At 32.6% G+C, this 16868-nt stretch carries 18 protein-coding genes; 5 read left to right on the top strand and 13 right to left on the bottom strand.

The genetic code is table 11. The annotated features are described in order from the left end of the window. Positions 1–1512: a glutamate--tRNA ligase gene (gltX, locus tag C4S29_RS04320; RefSeq protein ID WP_103912876.1), complete on the bottom strand. Its 1512-nt coding sequence runs from the start codon at positions 1510–1512 to the stop codon at positions 1–3. 85 nt (positions 1513–1597) lie between these two features. On the opposite strand from gltX, the gene C4S29_RS04315 reads away from it, so the two are divergent. Next, entirely contained in the window at positions 1598–1942 is a 345-nt protein-coding gene (locus C4S29_RS04315; protein WP_103912875.1) for a phosphomannose isomerase type II C-terminal cupin domain, read from the top strand. Positions 1943–1958: 16 nt separating this feature from the next. Here the strand turns inward: C4S29_RS04315 and C4S29_RS04310 are convergent, their stop codons facing one another. The 10 genes from C4S29_RS04310 to pdxA form a co-directional block, all read right to left on the bottom strand. Further along, positions 1959–3251: a glycosyltransferase gene (locus tag C4S29_RS04310; protein ID WP_103912874.1), complete on the bottom strand. Its 1293-nt coding sequence runs from the start codon at positions 3249–3251 to the stop codon at positions 1959–1961. A 9-nt stretch (positions 3252–3260) separates the two neighbouring features. Then, positions 3261–4193, bottom strand: a complete 933-nt coding sequence (locus C4S29_RS04305; RefSeq protein ID WP_103912873.1) for a glycosyltransferase family 2 protein — start codon at positions 4191–4193, stop codon at positions 3261–3263. Positions 4194–4196: 3 nt separating this feature from the next. After that, positions 4197–5168 (bottom strand): glycosyltransferase family protein, encoded by a 972-nt coding sequence (locus C4S29_RS04300; protein ID WP_185116939.1) that lies wholly within the window; start codon positions 5166–5168, stop codon positions 4197–4199. Between the two features lie 27 nt (positions 5169–5195). Continuing rightward, entirely contained in the window at positions 5196–5963 is a 768-nt protein-coding gene (locus tag C4S29_RS04295; protein WP_103912871.1) for a glycosyltransferase family 2 protein, read from the bottom strand. Between the two features lie 41 nt (positions 5964–6004). Next, the gene (gene rocD, locus C4S29_RS04290) at positions 6005–7279 is read right to left on the bottom strand and encodes an ornithine--oxo-acid transaminase (protein ID WP_103912870.1); all 1275 of its coding nucleotides are present in this window, start codon (positions 7277–7279) and stop codon (positions 6005–6007) included. A gap of 50 nt (positions 7280–7329) precedes the next feature. Beyond that, positions 7330–8685 carry an acetyl-CoA carboxylase biotin carboxylase subunit gene (accC, locus tag C4S29_RS04285; RefSeq protein WP_103912869.1) on the bottom strand — a complete coding sequence of 452 codons (1356 nt, stop codon included), beginning with the start codon at positions 8683–8685 and terminating at the stop codon, positions 7330–7332. 80 nt (positions 8686–8765) lie between these two features. Beyond that, on the bottom strand, positions 8766–9245 hold the full coding sequence (gene accB / locus C4S29_RS04280; RefSeq protein WP_103912868.1) for an acetyl-CoA carboxylase biotin carboxyl carrier protein: 480 nt from the start codon (positions 9243–9245) through the stop codon (positions 8766–8768). 107 nt (positions 9246–9352) lie between these two features. Beyond that, entirely contained in the window at positions 9353–9556 is a 204-nt protein-coding gene (gene rpmF, locus C4S29_RS04275; protein ID WP_103912867.1) for a 50S ribosomal protein L32, read from the bottom strand. 51 nt (positions 9557–9607) lie between these two features. Beyond that, complete coding sequence (locus tag C4S29_RS04270) at positions 9608–10129, bottom strand: YceD family protein (RefSeq protein ID WP_103912866.1); 522 nt, start codon at positions 10127–10129, stop codon at positions 9608–9610. A 96-nt stretch (positions 10130–10225) separates the two neighbouring features. Further along, a complete protein-coding gene (pdxA, locus tag C4S29_RS04265; RefSeq protein ID WP_103912865.1) occupies positions 10226–11299 on the bottom strand; it encodes a 4-hydroxythreonine-4-phosphate dehydrogenase PdxA in 1074 nt (357 codons plus the stop codon). A gap of 205 nt (positions 11300–11504) precedes the next feature. Between pdxA and C4S29_RS04260 the strand changes: the two genes are divergently transcribed. The 3 genes from C4S29_RS04260 to C4S29_RS04250 are packed head-to-tail and all read left to right on the top strand — an operon-like array spanning position 11505 to position 14247. After that, positions 11505–12110, top strand: coding sequence for a riboflavin synthase (locus tag C4S29_RS04260; RefSeq protein ID WP_103912864.1), 606 nt, complete (start codon positions 11505–11507; stop codon positions 12108–12110). Continuing rightward, positions 12091–13545, top strand: coding sequence for a sensor histidine kinase (locus C4S29_RS04255; RefSeq protein ID WP_103912863.1), 1455 nt, complete (start codon positions 12091–12093; stop codon positions 13543–13545). Before C4S29_RS04260 ends, C4S29_RS04255 begins: the two co-directional genes overlap by 20 nt. A gap of 6 nt (positions 13546–13551) precedes the next feature. Next, the gene (locus C4S29_RS04250) at positions 13552–14247 is read left to right on the top strand and encodes a tRNA1(Val) (adenine(37)-N6)-methyltransferase (RefSeq protein WP_103912862.1); all 696 of its coding nucleotides are present in this window, start codon (positions 13552–13554) and stop codon (positions 14245–14247) included. A 4-nt stretch (positions 14248–14251) separates the two neighbouring features. Here the strand turns inward: C4S29_RS04250 and C4S29_RS04245 are convergent, their stop codons facing one another. Both C4S29_RS04245 and rpmH read right to left on the bottom strand, forming a co-directional pair. Continuing rightward, a complete protein-coding gene (locus tag C4S29_RS04245; protein WP_103913036.1) occupies positions 14252–14962 on the bottom strand; it encodes a cell division ATP-binding protein FtsE in 711 nt (236 codons plus the stop codon). Between the two features lie 346 nt (positions 14963–15308). Next, positions 15309–15467, bottom strand: a complete 159-nt coding sequence (rpmH, locus tag C4S29_RS04240) for a 50S ribosomal protein L34 (protein ID WP_054511485.1) — start codon at positions 15465–15467, stop codon at positions 15309–15311. A 374-nt stretch (positions 15468–15841) separates the two neighbouring features. On the opposite strand from rpmH, the gene C4S29_RS04235 reads away from it, so the two are divergent. Further along, the gene (locus tag C4S29_RS04235; protein ID WP_103912861.1) at positions 15842–16846 is read left to right on the top strand and encodes a DHH family phosphoesterase; all 1005 of its coding nucleotides are present in this window, start codon (positions 15842–15844) and stop codon (positions 16844–16846) included. Positions 16847–16868: the final 22 nt, after the last annotated feature.

Below are 16868 nucleotides of genomic sequence, written 5' to 3'. Positions count from 1 at the left end.
TTATTTTAATGCTTCAATCGCAAATTTTATTCTTTGTTCGCTTTCGTTTTTTCCTAAAATCTCTAATAAATCTGGTACATCAGGGCCTTTTAATTCGCCTACCAAAGCCAAACGAAGCGGCATCATAATTTTGCCAAAACCCAAAGATTCATCCTCAGCAAAAGCATGAATTTCAATAGAAATTTCTTCCGCTTGAAAAGATGTTTGGGATAATTTATCGAATAATTTTTTTAAAATTTCTGCCGTCTTCTCATTCCAAGCTTTTTTAGATGCTTTTTCATCAAAAGTTTTTGGTGCATTAAAAAAGAAAATGCCTTCAGCGTAAATCTCTTTCACAAAACTAGCACGCTCTTTCATTAAGCCAATGATTTTTAATAATTTTTCGTCTGAAATATTACTTTCAGATACTTCAGAAATATTTTTTAAATTATTTAAAATTTCTGCGTCACTTTTCTGTTGCAAATATTGATGGTTAAACCATTCCGCTTTTTCTTTACTAAATCTTGCGCCTGCTTTATGCACTTTATTCAAATCAAATTCTTGCACCATTTCAACTAAAGAAATGATTTCTTTATCATCTGAAGGCGACCAACCGAGAAGTGCAACCATATTAATAAACGCTTCGGGCAAGTAGCCTTCTTCTCTGTAACCTTTAGAAATATTGCCAGTTTCTGGGTCTTTAAAATTTAATGGAAAAACGGGGAAACCAAATTTGTCACCATCGCGTTTGCTTAGTTTTCCTTTGCCTTCCGGTTTTAAAATTAAAGACAAATGTGCAAACTGAGGTTTTTCCCAGCCAAAAGCTTCGTACAATAAATTATGCAAGCCAAGTGAGGGCAGCCATTCTTCGCCGCGAATGACGTGTGAAATTTCCATTTCGTGATCATCTATAACGTTTGCGAAATGATAAGTTGGCATTCCGTCGTGTTTTACTAAAACTTTATCATCCAAAGAGTTGGTATTTACATGTGATGTTCCGCGGATGATGTCTTCTAAAATTAAAGTGCGATCAACGGGCATTTTAAAACGAATGACATAAGGCGTTTTTTGATCTAAAAGGTTTTGCACTTCTGCTTTAGATAGAGAAAAAGAGTTTTTTAAACGGTTTCTGCTGATGTAATTGTAAGAAAAAACTTCGCCTTTCTCTTCATATTCCTTCCGGATTTCGTCAAGTTCTTCGGGCGTATCAAAAGCCAAATAAGCATAGTCTGTTTTTAAGATTTCTGCTATGTATTTGTCATAAATATTGCGTCTTTCGGATTGTCTGTATGGGCCAAAATTGCCGCCATGTTTTGGGCTTTCGTCTGGTGTGATGCCGCACCAATCCAAGGCTTCTAAAATATATTCTTCGGCACCTTCCACAAATCTTGCGGTATCTGTGTCTTCAATTCTTAAAATAAATTTTCCGCCCGTATTTTTAGCGAAAAGATAATCGTATAAAGCGGTTCTAACGCCTCCTAAATGTAATGGCCCAGTTGGGCTTGGTGCAAAGCGCACTCTTACGTTGCTCATTTTTAATTATTAGGCTGCAAATTTAAGAAAATATAGTATGTATAGTTTCGTTTAAATTATTTAGTTTTGTAAAATAATAATTTTTATGTTAGAAATTGGCGAAAGACCTTGGGGAAAATATTTTGTTTTGGCAGATGAGCCGCACTATAAATTAAAAAGAATTATTGTGAATCCTGGTCAGAAATTATCTTATCAATACCATCATAAAAGGCAGGAACAATGGACGATTATAGAAGGTGATGCAACAATAATTTTAGATGACGAAGAAATAAAATTATCCTATGGCGAAAGTATTTTTATTCCGTTGGGTGCAAAACACCGCATTATGAATTTAACAGAAAAACCTGTTATTTTTATAGAAGTGCAAACCGGAACTTATTTCGGGGAAGATGATATTGTGAGGTTGGATGATGAGTATTCGAGAGCATAAAAAAGTTTTAGATAATTTATTCCCAGAAATATTTTCTATTTCGCCCTCTTATTTTGTTTTGTAAATTTTTAAATTTTAATTTTATTTGAACGCCAAAAAGCGTTTTCATTTTATCAATTTTTTGCTGAAGTAATTGGTTTTCAAATCTTAAATATTCTTCCGCTTTAGAGTTTTCAACGTTAATGTTATTACAGAATTCTTGATTTATAAAATTTAAACGGGCTTCAATTTTTTCACCAATTTTTTTTGGATTTAAATTCTGCTTCACAAAATATTGCCCTTTTTTCGCGATTTTAATTGCTTCCTCAGGATTTTCAACCACAAATTTCATTAATTCTGCAGCATGAGAAATATCTGGATCTGCCCAAACGCTTTTCCCACCAACAAATAAATAATTATTTCCTGTGTCAATTAAATCATACTTAACTAAAAAACTATTATTGATCGTCATAAACTCAATATTTGCAGAATAAGCGGTTCCAATCACGGGCTTACCCAGAAACATCGCTTCCGCCATTGTGAGTCCAAATCCTTCAGATCTATGAAGTGAAACAAAGCAATCACAGCAATTAATTAAACTAAATAATTTATTTTCCTCTAAAATTTCTTCAATAATTATTATGCTTCTATTGTCGCCAATTCTATCTGTTAATTCTTTTTTTTCTTTTGGAAATTCTTTACTTAAAGAAGATTTTATCACCAATAAAACATCTTTATTATTTATACCGAAAGTTTTTTCATAAGCATCAATACTTCCTAAAGGGTTTTTACGAGTCATTGAACTGTAATAATCAAACATAGTCAGGAAAATAAATTTTTCTTCTGGCAAGCCAAAATCCACTCTATTAAACCTAGGCTTTTCAATATCTATCGCATGCATTATTTTTATAACAGGAACTGGCGAAACTTTAGAAATCGCTTCTGTACAGAAATTACTTGGCACCCAAATTTCATTAAATAAGGTGAAAAATATTTTAGATTCCTCTGGGAAATTTTCTAATTCCCACGCCCAAAATGCAATATTATACTTATTTTTAAAATAAGAATTATCCACATCTTGTACTACAGAATGCAGTCTATCTATATTAATTTGAACTAAATTAATATTATATGGATTTTTTTCTGAAACTTCAATGGCACTTTTAAAATCTTCTTTTATATGTTCAGAAATCTTAATATTAAAATCATTAATTGCAAATGGAATAGAAGTGGTTTTTATAGAATTTATATTCGCTCGAACGCCCGCACCTAAACCGAATTGCTTGTTTATGTATCCTGAAATATTGACGCCAAATTTGCTGTTTGCCATTGGTAATGATTAAAAATAAAATAATTCAAAAAAGTAATACTTGAGGCTATTTTCTTTTTTTAGTTGAAACTTCAAATTTAATAAGTAATTATCAATTGTTTGCAATAACCTAGTTTTGATTGCGCTTTTTTGATTTCCAGATATTGATAATATTTTTTCTTTTTTCTTTTTTAAATTTAAAATTCGGCGTTTTAAAATTCTGAAAGAAATATTTTGATTTTCAAGATTAAAGCGCTTAAACAATTGGCTTTCTATATTTTTTTTATTTTCAAAAAAAACACCTCCAACTTGCTGATTTTGATGAATTCTATAATAGGCAGTTTTTTCATCAAAAAAAAGAAATTTATTTTCTGCACTTGAAACTATTGCAAGCCATTCATCATGATGAAAGTTTTTTTCTGGAAAAGGAAGTATAGTTGAAATAAAATCTCGATCAAAAGCCATATTTGCTCCAGTTGCAAAATTACCTATGAGGCAAAAACTTTTAAAATAATCTATTTTTTTTCTATTTTTTTTAAAATAGAACGGTACATCCCAAATCGTATTTTTATTTATGGAATTTCCTTCTTCATTTATAAGTTCCGCATTGCTGCAAATAACTTTATAATTTGAATTTTCGGCAAATTTCTTTAAAAACAAATTTACTTTTTCAATCTTCCAAACATCATCCTGATCGCATAAAAAAATTATATCTTTTGTGCAAAGTGAAATGGCTTTTTCGAAATTTTTTACACTACGAAGATTTTTTTCATTAATGAAAATCTGAAATAAATCTGGAAATTTTATTTTGTAATCATTTAATATTTCAACGGTTTTATCTGTAGAACAATCGTCACAAATAGTAATTTCATCAACACAAACAGTTTGATTTAAAATAGAATCAATCTGCTGTTTTAAAAATTTTTCACCATTGTAGGTGCAAAGTGCTACGGAAGTTGTCATTTTCTATTTCAATTCAAAAACCGTTTCCACCCAAGTCTCTAAAGTGTATTTTCTATAAATTTCTTCTGGCAAAGGTTCGTATGGTGTTTCGAAAAAGGCTTTGTTTAGATTACTTGCATCATCTTTCAAAATTAATATATTTTCAGGATTATAAAAATCGTAATTTTTGAGCGATTGATTATCACTAATTATTTTTTTGCCTAAAGCCATCGCTTCAAAAATTCTAAAACTCAAACCGCTTTGGTTTTCTCGCACCAAATCTAGCAAAACTTTACCTTGCGTATAAAATTGCGGAATATTTTTTTGGTTAACTCTTCGGCTTTGGTATTTTTTTGATTTGTCTTTTCCTGTGAAACTTACGAGTTTCAAGAGGTTCTTCTTCCATGTTTTTTTTCCAACGATAATGTATCGATACGTCATGCCCATTTTCTCTAATTGATCGGTAATTTTATAGAGCATTTTTAGACGTTCGTCATAAGAAGCCAAATAAACCAGATCAAACTCCGGATTTTTTTCTATCTCTACTTTTTCTAAATAGTTGTAATTGTTGATTTTTGTAAAGCCATATTGTGCAACATCTTGCGCGTCAAAAGAATAAATATCATCAAACAAATGCAAAATACTTTCTGCTGGGCAACGCGCAAGGCTATCGTATAAATAGGCGATGTAGCGGGATGTGAATTTTTTTATTTCTAGGTGAAATTTTTCTTCAATCAATTCTGGGTTAATAATCAAAATCTGATCTTGATGCCCAAGCGCTTCTAATTGCTCTAGAATGAAATTTTGTCTTTTTTCATTTTTGATATTTTTTTTCAAAAAAACTTTAGAAAAAGTGTTGGTGATTTTTGCAGAAAAATCTTTGTGCTTATACGCACCAATATTGATATGATATGCCTCTACACCCTTGCTGCGTAAAGCCGCTGCAATGTGTTCGTCGTAATTCCAAAAATCAAAACTTATGATACAAATTTTCATTAAGATTTTATTTCTCTGAATGGCAAGTTAAGATTTATTTTCTACTCTTTTTAAGGATTCATAGGTTTCAAAAACGCTTAAACTTTGCAGATAAGATAATTGATAGCCTTCTTTTCCATCTAAAATGCCAAATTTTAAAATATAAGATTTAAAAAATTTGAAGGTTGTTTTCAAATATTGCGCCAATAGACTAAAGCGTTTTCCTTTTGAAAATAATTCTTGCCCTTTTAATTCTCCGTAATGCAACATTTTTTCGCGATAAGATTTATAATTATTAACGGAATAATGAAGAAGTTTATTTTTTAAAACTCCAATTTCACCATTTACTGCAAGCGTTTCGTGTACTTTCTTATCTGCAATATAATGGCATTGCGATTTTCTAAAAAGTCTGAAATTTTTGTCATTTTGAGTGCCAGAATAATTGAGCGCTTTCCCTGCAAAAAAGAATTGCCGATAAAAATAGTAGGCGTTTTTCTTGTTCGGTTTTGCAAGTTCAGTAATTATTTCTTTCTCTAATTCAGGTGTAATTCTTTCATCACCGTCTAGAAATAAAACCCAATCATTTGCTGCATTTTCTAATGCTAAATTTCGTTGTTTGGTAAAATCTTCAAATTTATTTTCAATGATTTTTACTTTTGGAAATTTCTGCACGATTTTTACGGTTTTATCGGTGCTAAACGAGTCAACAATAATGATTTCATCGCAAAAATGAAAGCATTTCAAAACTTCGTGGATGTTTTTTTCTTCGTTATAAGTAATCATCAAACCACTAATTTTAGCAATAGTGTTATTCATCAAACTAAAATTTTGAAGATTAAAACTTTAATGTTTCGAGATTATTTTTCAAATTCTAAAACCGTTTTCTCAATAATGGCAACGCAATCCAAAAGTTGCTCTTCGGTAATCACCAAAGGTGGTGCAAAGCGGATGATATTGCCGTGTGTTGGTTTTGCAAGAAGTCCGTTGTTTTTCATGGCTACGCAAAGATTCCATGCCGTATCACTTTCTGGTGAATCATTGATGATGATTGCGTTTAGTAAACCTTTTCCTCGCACTTTTACAATTAAGTCGGTTTTTGCAATTATTCGGTTCATTTCTTTTCTAAAAAGATGGCCTAATTTTCGTGCATTTTGAATTAAATTTTCATCATTAACTACTTCTAAGGCAGCGATTGCTACTTTTGCAGCGATAGGATTTCCACCAAATGTAGAGCCGTGTTGGCCTGGTTTTATGACTTCCATAATTTCATTATCTGCCAAAACCGCAGAAACTGGATAAGCACCGCCTGAAAGTGCTTTGCCTAAAATTAAAATATCTGGTTTAGTATAAGTCGCTTGCTTTTCGCATTTATTTTCACAAGTACAATTTCCACATACCGCTAAAAGACTTCCGGTACGTGCAATTCCTGTTTGAACTTCATCAGCAATAAATAACATTCCATTGGCATGACAAACCGCTTGTGCATTCGCGATAAAATCTTCATCTGGCGTGTAAACTCCCGCTTCGCCTTGAATTGGTTCTACCAAAAACCCAATTACATTTTTGTCTTTTGCCACTTTTTTCAACGCATCAATGTCATTGTAAGGAATGCTTACAAAGCCACCAGTGTAAGGGCCGAAATTATCTCGAGCGTTGTCATCATCAGAAAAAGAAATAATGGTAGTCGTTCTTCCATGGAAATTTCCTTTGCAAACGACAATTACTGCTTGGTTTTCTTCAATTCCATTTTTTTCATACGCCCATTTTCGGCATAATTTAATAGCTGTCTCAACTGCTTCTGCACCAGTATTCATTGGTAAAACCTTATCTAGACCGAAATAGTTGGTAACATATTTTTCATACGGACCGAGTGCGTTGTTATAAAAAGCACGGGAAGTTAAAGCTAAAGTTTGCGCTTGATCTACTAATGCCTGCACAATTTTTGGGTGAGAATGCCCTTGATTTACAGCGGAATAGGAGGAAAGAAAATCATAATATTTTTTACCTTCTACATCCCAAACAAAAACGCCTTCGCCTTTTTCTAAAACCACAGGAAGCGGATGATAATTGTGTGCGCCGTGTTTATTTTCTAGTTCAATGTAATATTGTGAGTCTTTTAGTACAGTTTCCATAAAGTGGGTATTTAAAAAAAGTTATCCGAAGATAACTTTAGAAATTTTAATTAATTATTGTCAAAATTTTTATCTATCACGAAATCTTCCATAAATTTTGTGGTGTAATTTCCGGCCAAATAATCTTTATTGTCCATTAATTGACGGTGAAATGGAATGGTTGTTTTAATGCCTTCTACATAAAACTCATCCAAAGCACGGCGCATTTTTGCAATTGCTTCGTCTCGCGTTTGAGCGGTTGCAATCAATTTTGCTATCATTGAATCGTAATTTGATGGAATTGTGTAACCTGAATAAACATGTGTGTCTACGCGAATTCCATGGCCTCCAGGAATATTGAGTTCTGTAATTTTTCCTGGCGATGGTCGAAAATCATTGTAAGGATCTTCCGCATTTATTCTACATTCGATAGAATGCAGTTTTGGGAAATGATTTACGCCGCTAATTGGCGACCCAGAAGCAAGCATAATTTGTTCTCTAATTAGGTCATAATCAATTACTTGCTCTGTGATTGGATGTTCTACTTGGATTCTTGTATTCATTTCCATAAAGTAGAAATCACGGTTTTTATCGACTAAAAATTCTATGGTTCCAACACCTTCGTAAGCAATATATTCTGCTGCTTTTACAGCTGCATCACCCATTCTTTTACGAAGTTCGTCCGTCATAAATGGTGACGGTGTTTCTTCAGTTAATTTCTGATTTCTTCTTTGGATGGAGCAGTCTCTTTCGGAAAGATGACACGCTTTACCGTATTGATCACCAGCGATTTGAATTTCAATATGACGTGGTTCTTCGATTAATTTTTCCATGTACATGCCTCCATTTCCAAAGGCAGCAACTGCCTCTTGAATGGCAGAATCCCACATTTCTTTTAAATCTTCTGGTTTCCAAACAGCGCGCATCCCTTTTCCGCCGCCGCCTGCGGTTGCTTTTATCATCACAGGATACCCTGTTTTTTCAGCAATTTTCACGGCGTCTTCGTAAGAATCTATCAAACCATCAGAACCTGGAACACATGGAATTCCCGCTTCTTTCATGGTTTTTTTTGCAGTGGCTTTGTCGCCCATTTTTTCTATTTGCTCAGGTGATGCACCGATAAATTTAATACCGTTTTTTGCACAAATTCTAGAAAAATTTGCATTTTCTGATAAGAAACCATAACCTGGATGGATTGCATCTGCATTGGTAATTTCCGCTGCAGAGATAATATTTGGTATTTTTAGATAAGAATCTTTACTTGCTGCAGGACCTATACAAACTGCTTCATCTGCAAATCTTACGTGTAAACTGTCTTTATCAGCAGTAGAATATACGGCAACCGTTTTTATGCCCATTTCTTTACAAGAGCGTAAAATACGCATTGCAATTTCACCACGGTTGGCTATTAATATTTTTTTGAACATCTTAAATTAATTTGAAAATTAAACAATTTGAAAAATTTGATAAACGATATTAATGATCATTTATCAATTATCATATATAATTAAGATGGATCGACTAAAAACAATGGCTGATCGTATTCTACAGGTGAAGAATCTTCAACCAAAATTTTCACAATTTTACCGCTTACTTCAGCTTCAATTTGGTTGAATAATTTCATTGCTTCTATTACACAAACTACTTTGTCTGCTGTAATCGCATCGCCAACATTCACAAAAACATCTTTATCTGGAGCAGACCTTCTGTAAAAAGTGCCAATCATCGGAGATTTTATAGTAATATATTTACTTTCATCTTCCGCGGAATTATCTGTTGCAGATTTTGCTGAGGTTTGAGGCTCAGTATTTACTTGCGGTGCCACCGATTGCTGATAGACTTGTGGTTGCGGCATATAACTTACCGTTTCACCACCTGCAAGTGGAGTTTTGATGTTGATTTCAAAATCTTTTGTTTTGTATTTTACTTCAGAAACGCCTGCTTTTGCTACAAATCTAATTAGATTTTGGATGTCTTTTATGTCCATAAAGTGTATATTATTTATATGCCAAAGATACTAAAAAACAATAAAAAACCACTCAAATTATTAAAATTTGAGTGGTTTTGTATATAAAACACAGTTTTTCTAAAGATTTAGTTTTCTTCAGTTTGCTCAACTTCTTTTTCCATTACAACTTTTCCTCTGTAATATAATTTACCTTCGTGCCAGTGTGCTCTGTGGTAAAGATGCATTTCTCCAGAAGTGGCGTCTTTTGCCAATTGAGGAACAACCGCTTTGTAATGCGTTCTTCTTTTATCTCTTCTCGTGGTGGATTGTCTTCTTTTAGGATGTGCCATTTTGTAAATTTTAAATTTTAAATCTTAGCTTAAAATTATATTGTTTAATTTTTATTTTTTTAAATTTTTCAACGCATTCCAGCGTGGATCTATTTCATCTTCTTGCTCTTCAATTTCATCTTCTTGAGGACTAAATTTTTCTAATAGTGCAATATCTTCTTGTGATAAATCCGGTGATACTTTTTTCATCGGTACCGTCAAAACGATATCTTCATATAGCAGTTGCGCAATATTGAAGGCGTTTTCTTTATGCGGGATTGTGATAATATCTACATCACTATCATCATAAACTTCACCAAATTTCACCAAAACTTTAATCTGATTTTCAATCGGATAATCAAAGTCTTTTAGAGTAATATCGCAAACCAACTGTATGCTTCCTTTTACGTTGATTTCAAATTCCAAAAAAGTAGAATGTTTATCTAAAAAAACATCTGCTATAATCTTGGGGTTAGAAAACTCTTGTTCAGTCTCAAATAAATTAAAGAACGCCTGATTTACTTCAAATCTAAAGTCATGCTTTCCGTCTTTTAAACCAGAAAATGCAATGTCGTAGTTTCTAAATTTGTCCATAAAATCGGTTTGCAAAAATAAATTAATTTTTTAATATAACAAAATGTTTTTCAACTTTTAAAACTTAGTCTTGAAGATTTTATTTTTTAAAGGTCATTATTGATCTTCTTGCCATCTATTTTCAGATGATGATTTTCGCACCACAAGTCGGTTTTCCCTTAAATCGTTATATTCTAAACGGTTTTTAAAAATTTTGATTCCTGTAAAGATAGCTTCTGAAAAAGAATGCTCATCTGCGAGATTTTTTCCTGCAATATCATAGGCCACGCCGTGATCTGGGGAAGTTCTAATGAATGGCAAGCCTGCGGTATAATTTACACCGTCCTCATAAGAAATTGTTTTGAAGGGGGCTAAACCTTGATCGTGGTACATTGCCAAAACAGCATCAAATTTTTTATAATTAGATGGCTGAAAAAAACTATCTGCAGGGTATGGGCCAAACGTGAAAATGCCATTTTCAAAAAGTTCTTTTATTGCCGGTGTGATAATTTCTATTTCTTCTGTGCCAATAGCGCCGCCATCTCCAGCGTGTGGATTTAAACCTAAAACTGCAATTTTCGGCTTTTCTACGCAGAAATCTTCAATTAAAGTTTGATTTAGAATTTTGATTTGTTTTTTAATTTTTTCTTTAGAAATATTTTGTGCGACTTCAGAAACTGGAATGTGATGTGTGGAAACAGCCACTTTCAAATCTTCTGTTACTAAAAACATCACGCCTTTTTTGTCCATTTTTTCTTCTAAATAGCCAGTGTGTCCCGCGTGTTTGAAGCCCAATTTTAGCATTTCATCTTTGTTGATGGGTGCTGTTACTAAAACATCAATATCTTTATTTAAAAGCGCTTCTGTGGCTGCTTCTAAAGATTCAATTGCCATTTTTGTGGATTCTTCAGTTGGTGTTCCAAAATTGACGTTAACGTTGTCTTTCCAAAGATTTACCATATTTATTTTGCCATTTACCACATCTTTCACGTCATCCACATAATGAAAATTCATCTGAAGTTTGAACACGTTTTTCTGATAACTAAATAGTTTTCCTGATGCAAAAATAATTGGTGTGAAAAAATCGGTAATACTTTTGTCTTTCAAAGATTTCATGATGATTTCTGGCCCAATGCCATTAAAATCTCCCACTGAAATTCCTACGCGTATTTTATGTTGTTTAGAACTCATTTATCTATCTTTGAGGTTGTAATTAAAGTTTACAAATTTAGCAAAATAAATTTAGCATTTTGCGATTTGCATTTCGGGTGGAAAGAGAAAATCTCTAACTTTTTAGCCCTGATCGAAATGGCATCCCCGCCGCGGCGGGATATAATGGAGAGCAGGTATAATATTCGAAAATGCGAGATTGTGTTGCTCCAAAAAAAATAAAAAAATGTTTACAGGAATTATTGAAGGAACAGGAACAGTTCAAAAAATCGAAAAAAATGGTTCTAATATTGATTTTACGTTGAGTTGTGATTTTGCCAATGAGTTGAAAATCGACCAAAGTTTGGCGCATAACGGTTGCTGTTTGACGGTTGTAGAAATCAACGGGAACCAATATAAAGTGACGGCGATCGATGAAACTTTAGAGAAAACAAGTTTGAAACACTGGCAAAATGGCACTGAAGTGAATTTGGAACGCTGTTTGAGATTTGATGGGCGTTTAGACGGGCATATTGTGCAAGGCCACGTGGATGAAACTGCTTTAGTTACCGAGATTAAAAACCGTGATGGCAGTTATTTTATTTCTTTTAAAATGAAAGAAAATTCAGATTTTTTAACTGTTCCACAGGGTTCGATAACAGTGAATGGCATCAGTTTAACGGTTGCCGAAAGTTTAGATGAAGCCTTTTCTGTGGCCATTATTCCTTATACTTGGGATTTTACCAACATGAAACATTTGAAAGTAGGTGATGAGGTAAATTTGGAATTCGATATTATTGGGAAATATATTGCAAAATTAGTAAACAAAGGGAATGCCGCTTACAAAATATAAAGGTTATAGCCTGAGAAACCGCGTGTTTTGGGGATTTCTTACCATTTGCTTGTTGAGCATAATGGGTACTAGTTTTTTGAGTTATTTTATTTTAAAAAGCAATTCTATAGAGCAAAGCCGCACGCAATTGCAAAATAAATCTGAAGCCTTGATGGCGTATTTAGATTATGCCGTGAGCCACACACAAGTGGAAACCAAAGATTTACCAAAAGTTTTAGAAAACCAAATTTATGAAATTGCAGATATAAATAAGCATGATGTGATTTTGTATGATTTGCACGGGAATTTTCTGCTCTCTAATAAAGATAGAAATCTCATTTCGCAGAAAACCTTGCCCTCAAAAATTTTACATGAAGTTTTGAAAAAAGATAGCCGTGTAGATTTTCAGAATTTTGATAAGAAAATAAATGCAACCGTTACCTCTTCTTATTTAATTTTAAAAAATAATATGTTAGAGCCAATTGCCATTGTATATTTGCCCTTTTATCATAATGACAGTGGCTATATTGCTGTTTTTAATAAATATTTGAAATATCTAGTCATTTTAAATTTGTTCATCATCGCTTTTAGCATTTGGTTGAGTTGGGTTATTTCTAATAATTTAACTAAAACCATTACTAAATTTTCTGATATGATCACCAGAATTACACTTTTTGAAAAAGATTTAAAACCCATAAAATATTTGCACAATGATGAATTGGGTTCTCTGGTAAAATCTTACAATAAAATGATTTTGCAAATTCAAGATCAGAAAGAGCAATTAAGTTTTACTGAAAAAGAAAAAGCATGGCAACTTATGGCAAAACAAGTGGCACATGAGGTGAAAAATCCCTTGACGCCCATGAAGATGACAATGCAAAATTTTGAAAGAAAATTTGACTCTAATGACCCAGAAATTGGCGAAAAAGTAAAAAATTTAAGCAAATCAATGATTCACCAAATAGATTTGGTAGCCAATGTTGCATCGGCATTTTCGCAGTTTGCGAAGTTACCCGAAAAACATAATGAACTGCTTAATCTAAATGTAGAGATAAAGCAAATTCTATATATTTTTAATGATGAAAATGTGCATTTGCACGCAAGTCATTCGGCAATAATCGTTAATATGGATAAAATTTATCTCACCAGAATGATTACAAATTTGGTGAATAACGCCATCCAAGCAAAAGAAGAAGGCAGAAAATCCATCATTAATGTAGATTTAGAAGCCATCAATAAAAAAATTAATATTTCTGTAGAAGATAATGGCACCGGAATTCCTGAGAAAATGCAAGAACAAATTTTCGAGCCTAATTTTACCTCTAAAAATAGTGGGATGGGACTTGGCCTAACGATGGTGAAAAAAATGATTTTGGATTATGATGGAGAAATTATTGTGAAATCTGAAGAGGGAAAGGGAACGAGATTTACACTTTCTTTTCCAAATAATATTTAGAAGTTCGTGAAAGATTTTCACTTCAAAGAGTTTTCTGTAGCGCAAAATGAAGACGTGTTCCGCGTAGGCACGGATGCCGTTTTGCTGGGCGCACTTTCATCTGTAGAAAAATCAAAAAGAATTTTAGAAGTTGGAAGTGGCAGCGGAATTATTTCTTTAATGCTTGCGCAAAGAAATAAATCTGCAAGCATTTTGGCGATTGATATTGATGAAAATGCAGCACGATTATCCCAATTTAATTTTGAAAATTCTCCATTTTCAGCAAAAATTTCTGCAAAAAATATTGATTTTAAAGCACTTTCTGCTTCAAATAAATTTGATTTAATTATCTGCAATCCGCCTTATTTTGAAGTTAATACACAAAGCGAGAAAGATGCAGTTGCTCGGCAAAAAATTCACCTCAATTTTTCCGAATTAATTTCTAACGCAGCATTTCATTTAGAAGAAAAGGGATTATTTTCAGTCATAATTCCCGTAGAAAGTGGAGAAGATTTTGAAAAATTAGCAAAAGATTTTTCACTTTATTTAGATAGAAAAATCATCATTTTTGGCAGGGAAAATTTAAAACCAAAAAGAGTGATTTTAGAATTTACAAAAGAGAAAACTTCACCAGAAATTTCTGAATTTATAATAGAAAAAAGTCCGAGAAAATTCTCGGACGCTTATTTAGAAATCACCAAAGACTTCCATGTTTTTAAATAGATTTTTACTCAAACAATTCTGCTGTATCCATCATAGAAACCACACCGTCTTCGCATTTTATGGCTTCTCCTGGGAAATTCTGAATCATGTGATAGTCGTGCGTTGCCATTACAACAGCACAATTATTTTCTTGCGCTACTTGCTTCAGCAATGTCATAATATCGTTAGAAGTTTCGGGGTCTAAATTACCAGTAGGCTCATCGGCTAAAATTAATTCTGGATGATTTAAAAGTGCTCTTGCAATTGCAATTCTTTGCTGTTCGCCACCAGAAAGTTGGTGTGGCATTTTGTGTTTTTTGGTTTTCATACCAACGCTAGAAAGAACTTCATTGATGCGATCATTCATTTTTATTTTATCGTCCCAACCAGTCGCTTGAAGTACAAATTTTAAATTTTTTTCAATGTCTCTGTCCGTTAATAACTGAAAATCTTGAAAAACAATGCCTAATTTTCTGCGAAGATTTGGGATATCGCCTGCCCGAAGCGTTTCTAATTTAAAGCCAGCCACATTACCTGTGCCGTTTTTCAAAGGAAGATGGCCATAAAGCACTTTTAATAAAGAACTTTTGCCAGAACCTGTTTTCCCGATAAGATAGCAAAAACGACCGCGTTGTATGTGCAGGTTTACATTGTCTAAAACCATAAAATTTTTTTGAACAATTTTGGCATTGTTCAGTGTTATGATATTATCTCCGGCTTCATTTCTATGTGGCATAATTATTTTTTTGGTATTTAGAATAATATTTATCAGAAGTAATTTTGTACAAAACAAAAAATTTTATCTCAAAAGTAACAAAAGAAAATATGATATTTAAAGTATTTCAAAAGTTAAAAAAAATGAAAATAAAAAATGATTTTGGATTTGCATTCTGTTGATTTTCAAACTTTTTTGAAGTAAACTTTCGCCTCTTTTGCGGTTATTGATTTGCTTTTTGATTTTCTGCAATTTACCACACAAAAATAAATAAAAAGCAGTGCAAAGCCTAAATTTTGGCAAATTTTAACAACAAAAAATGCCTGAAAAAGTTTCAAGCATTTTAAAATATTTTTTTAAAAAAGAATTATCTTTTTGCACGTGCAGAAGAAACGCTTAGGCTTTTTCTACCTTTTGCTCTTCTAGCCGCCAAAACTCTTCTACCGTTTGGTGTAGACATTCTCTCGCGAAAACCGTGTTTGTTTCTTTTTTTTCTCTCTGATGGTTGGAAGGTTCTTTTGCTCATCGCTTTATATATTTAGCCTTTATTATTCTTAAAATTCAGATTGCAAAGATATAAATATTTTTAAAATGTACAAGTCAATTATCACTTTTTTATTTTAAAATTTCAATTGCTTTTTTTGGTAAATATTTTAGTGCATTGGATATCTATTTTTTTTTGGTTCGACATTTTTGCACAGCGCTTATTCCTATTTTTAAATTTGGAATCGCAAAAGTTAGTCTGCACCATTAAGTTGTTTTAATTTATTGAAACTCAGTTTTTTTTAAATTTTATTCAAAACAAAGGATTGAATTTCAGAGTGTTAAATATTTTGCTATAAGTCCTAGCAACTTTTCTTTTTAGAAAATCTATCTTTGCATTCATATAAATTTTAGAAAATGTTTAGCAATCAGGAGATTTCAGAAATCAAAAAATTACTTATTCCAGAAAAAAATATCGTTATCATTACGCATCATAATCCTGATGGAGACGCGATAGGTTCATCTTTAGCACTTAAAAATTTTTTAAAAAACATGGGTATTGAGGCGACGGTTTTAGTTCCGAATGATTTCCCCAAATTTTTGAAATGGCTGCCAAATGCGAAAGAAATCGTAATTGCCGATTATAAAAGAAAAAAAGCGGGTGAAGCCATTTATAATGCAGATGTTATTTTTTGTTTAGATTTTAATACTGCTGCAAGAATAGGAAATTTAGGCGATTGGCTTACAAAATCTTGGGCAAAAAAAATATTAATAGACCACCATCAGCAGCCAGATAATTTTGATTTTGTTTATTCTGATACCACAGTTCCTGCAACTTGCCAAATGATTTACCATTTTATAGAAGCATTGGGTGAAGAAAATTTAATAGATAAAGATGTAGCAGAATGTTTGTATACAGGTATTATGACAGATACAGGCGGTTTTAGATTTCGTTCTACAAGTTCTACAACACATAAAATTACTGGGGTTTTAATTGATAAAGGTGCAGATCCTGCTTTAATTTCCTCAAACACTTGGGATACAAACAGCGTTTCTCGGTTGCATTTATTGGCCTTGGTTTTAGGTAGAATTGAAACGGTAAAAGATGGTGAAGTTGCCATTTTGTGGCTAAAAAGAGAAGAATTGCAAAGACTTGGCTTCCAAAAAGGAGATACAGAAGGTTTTGTAAATTATGGCTTAAGCATTAAAGGCACCAAAGTTTCCGCGTTTTTTATGGAGGATTTGTATGAAGATTTTATAAAAATTTCTTTCCGAAGTAAAGATGATACAGATGTAAACCAATTTTCGAGGAAATATTTCAACGGTGGCGGCCACATTAATGCAGCAGGTGGAAGATGCGATAAATCTTTAGAAGAGACCATTTCAGAATTTAAGGAAATAATTGAAAAAGAAAATATTTAATTACAACATCCACCTTTAAAAA

Origin of the sequence: Halpernia humi, from assembly GCF_900108025.1 — a bacterium.
Taxonomy (GTDB): domain Bacteria; phylum Bacteroidota; class Bacteroidia; order Flavobacteriales; family Weeksellaceae; genus Halpernia; species Halpernia humi.
This window is presented reverse-complemented; position numbering and strand designations above follow the sequence as displayed.

Coding starts and splice junctions, on each gene's coding strand:
- gltX (WP_103912876.1), bottom strand. CDS start 1,512: ATGAGCAACGTAAGAGTGCGCTTTGCACCAAGCCCAACTGGGCCATTA.
- C4S29_RS04255 (WP_103912863.1), top strand. CDS start 12,091: ATGCCGCTTACAAAATATAAAGGTTATAGCCTGAGAAACCGCGTGTTT.
- accC (WP_103912869.1), bottom strand. CDS start 8,685: ATGTTCAAAAAAATATTAATAGCCAACCGTGGTGAAATTGCAATGCGT.
- C4S29_RS04260 (WP_103912864.1), top strand. CDS start 11,505: ATGTTTACAGGAATTATTGAAGGAACAGGAACAGTTCAAAAAATCGAA.
- C4S29_RS04315 (WP_103912875.1), top strand. CDS start 1,598: ATGTTAGAAATTGGCGAAAGACCTTGGGGAAAATATTTTGTTTTGGCA.
- C4S29_RS04235 (WP_103912861.1), top strand. CDS start 15,842: ATGTTTAGCAATCAGGAGATTTCAGAAATCAAAAAATTACTTATTCCA.
- C4S29_RS04305 (WP_103912873.1), bottom strand. CDS start 4,193: ATGACAACTTCCGTAGCACTTTGCACCTACAATGGTGAAAAATTTTTA.
- rpmF (WP_103912867.1), bottom strand. CDS start 9,556: ATGGCACATCCTAAAAGAAGACAATCCACCACGAGAAGAGATAAAAGA.
- rocD (WP_103912870.1), bottom strand. CDS start 7,279: ATGGAAACTGTACTAAAAGACTCACAATATTACATTGAACTAGAAAAT.
- C4S29_RS04300 (WP_185116939.1), bottom strand. CDS start 5,168: ATGAAAATTTGTATCATAAGTTTTGATTTTTGGAATTACGACGAACAC.
- pdxA (WP_103912865.1), bottom strand. CDS start 11,299: ATGAGTTCTAAACAACATAAAATACGCGTAGGAATTTCAGTGGGAGAT.
- C4S29_RS04295 (WP_103912871.1), bottom strand. CDS start 5,963: ATGAATAACACTATTGCTAAAATTAGTGGTTTGATGATTACTTATAAC.
- C4S29_RS04310 (WP_103912874.1), bottom strand. CDS start 3,251: ATGGCAAACAGCAAATTTGGCGTCAATATTTCAGGATACATAAACAAG.
- C4S29_RS04270 (WP_103912866.1), bottom strand. CDS start 10,129: ATGGACAAATTTAGAAACTACGACATTGCATTTTCTGGTTTAAAAGAC.
- rpmH (WP_054511485.1), bottom strand. CDS start 15,467: ATGAGCAAAAGAACCTTCCAACCATCAGAGAGAAAAAAAAGAAACAAA.
- accB (WP_103912868.1), bottom strand. CDS start 9,245: ATGGACATAAAAGACATCCAAAATCTAATTAGATTTGTAGCAAAAGCA.
- C4S29_RS04245 (WP_103913036.1), bottom strand. CDS start 14,962: ATGCCACATAGAAATGAAGCCGGAGATAATATCATAACACTGAACAAT.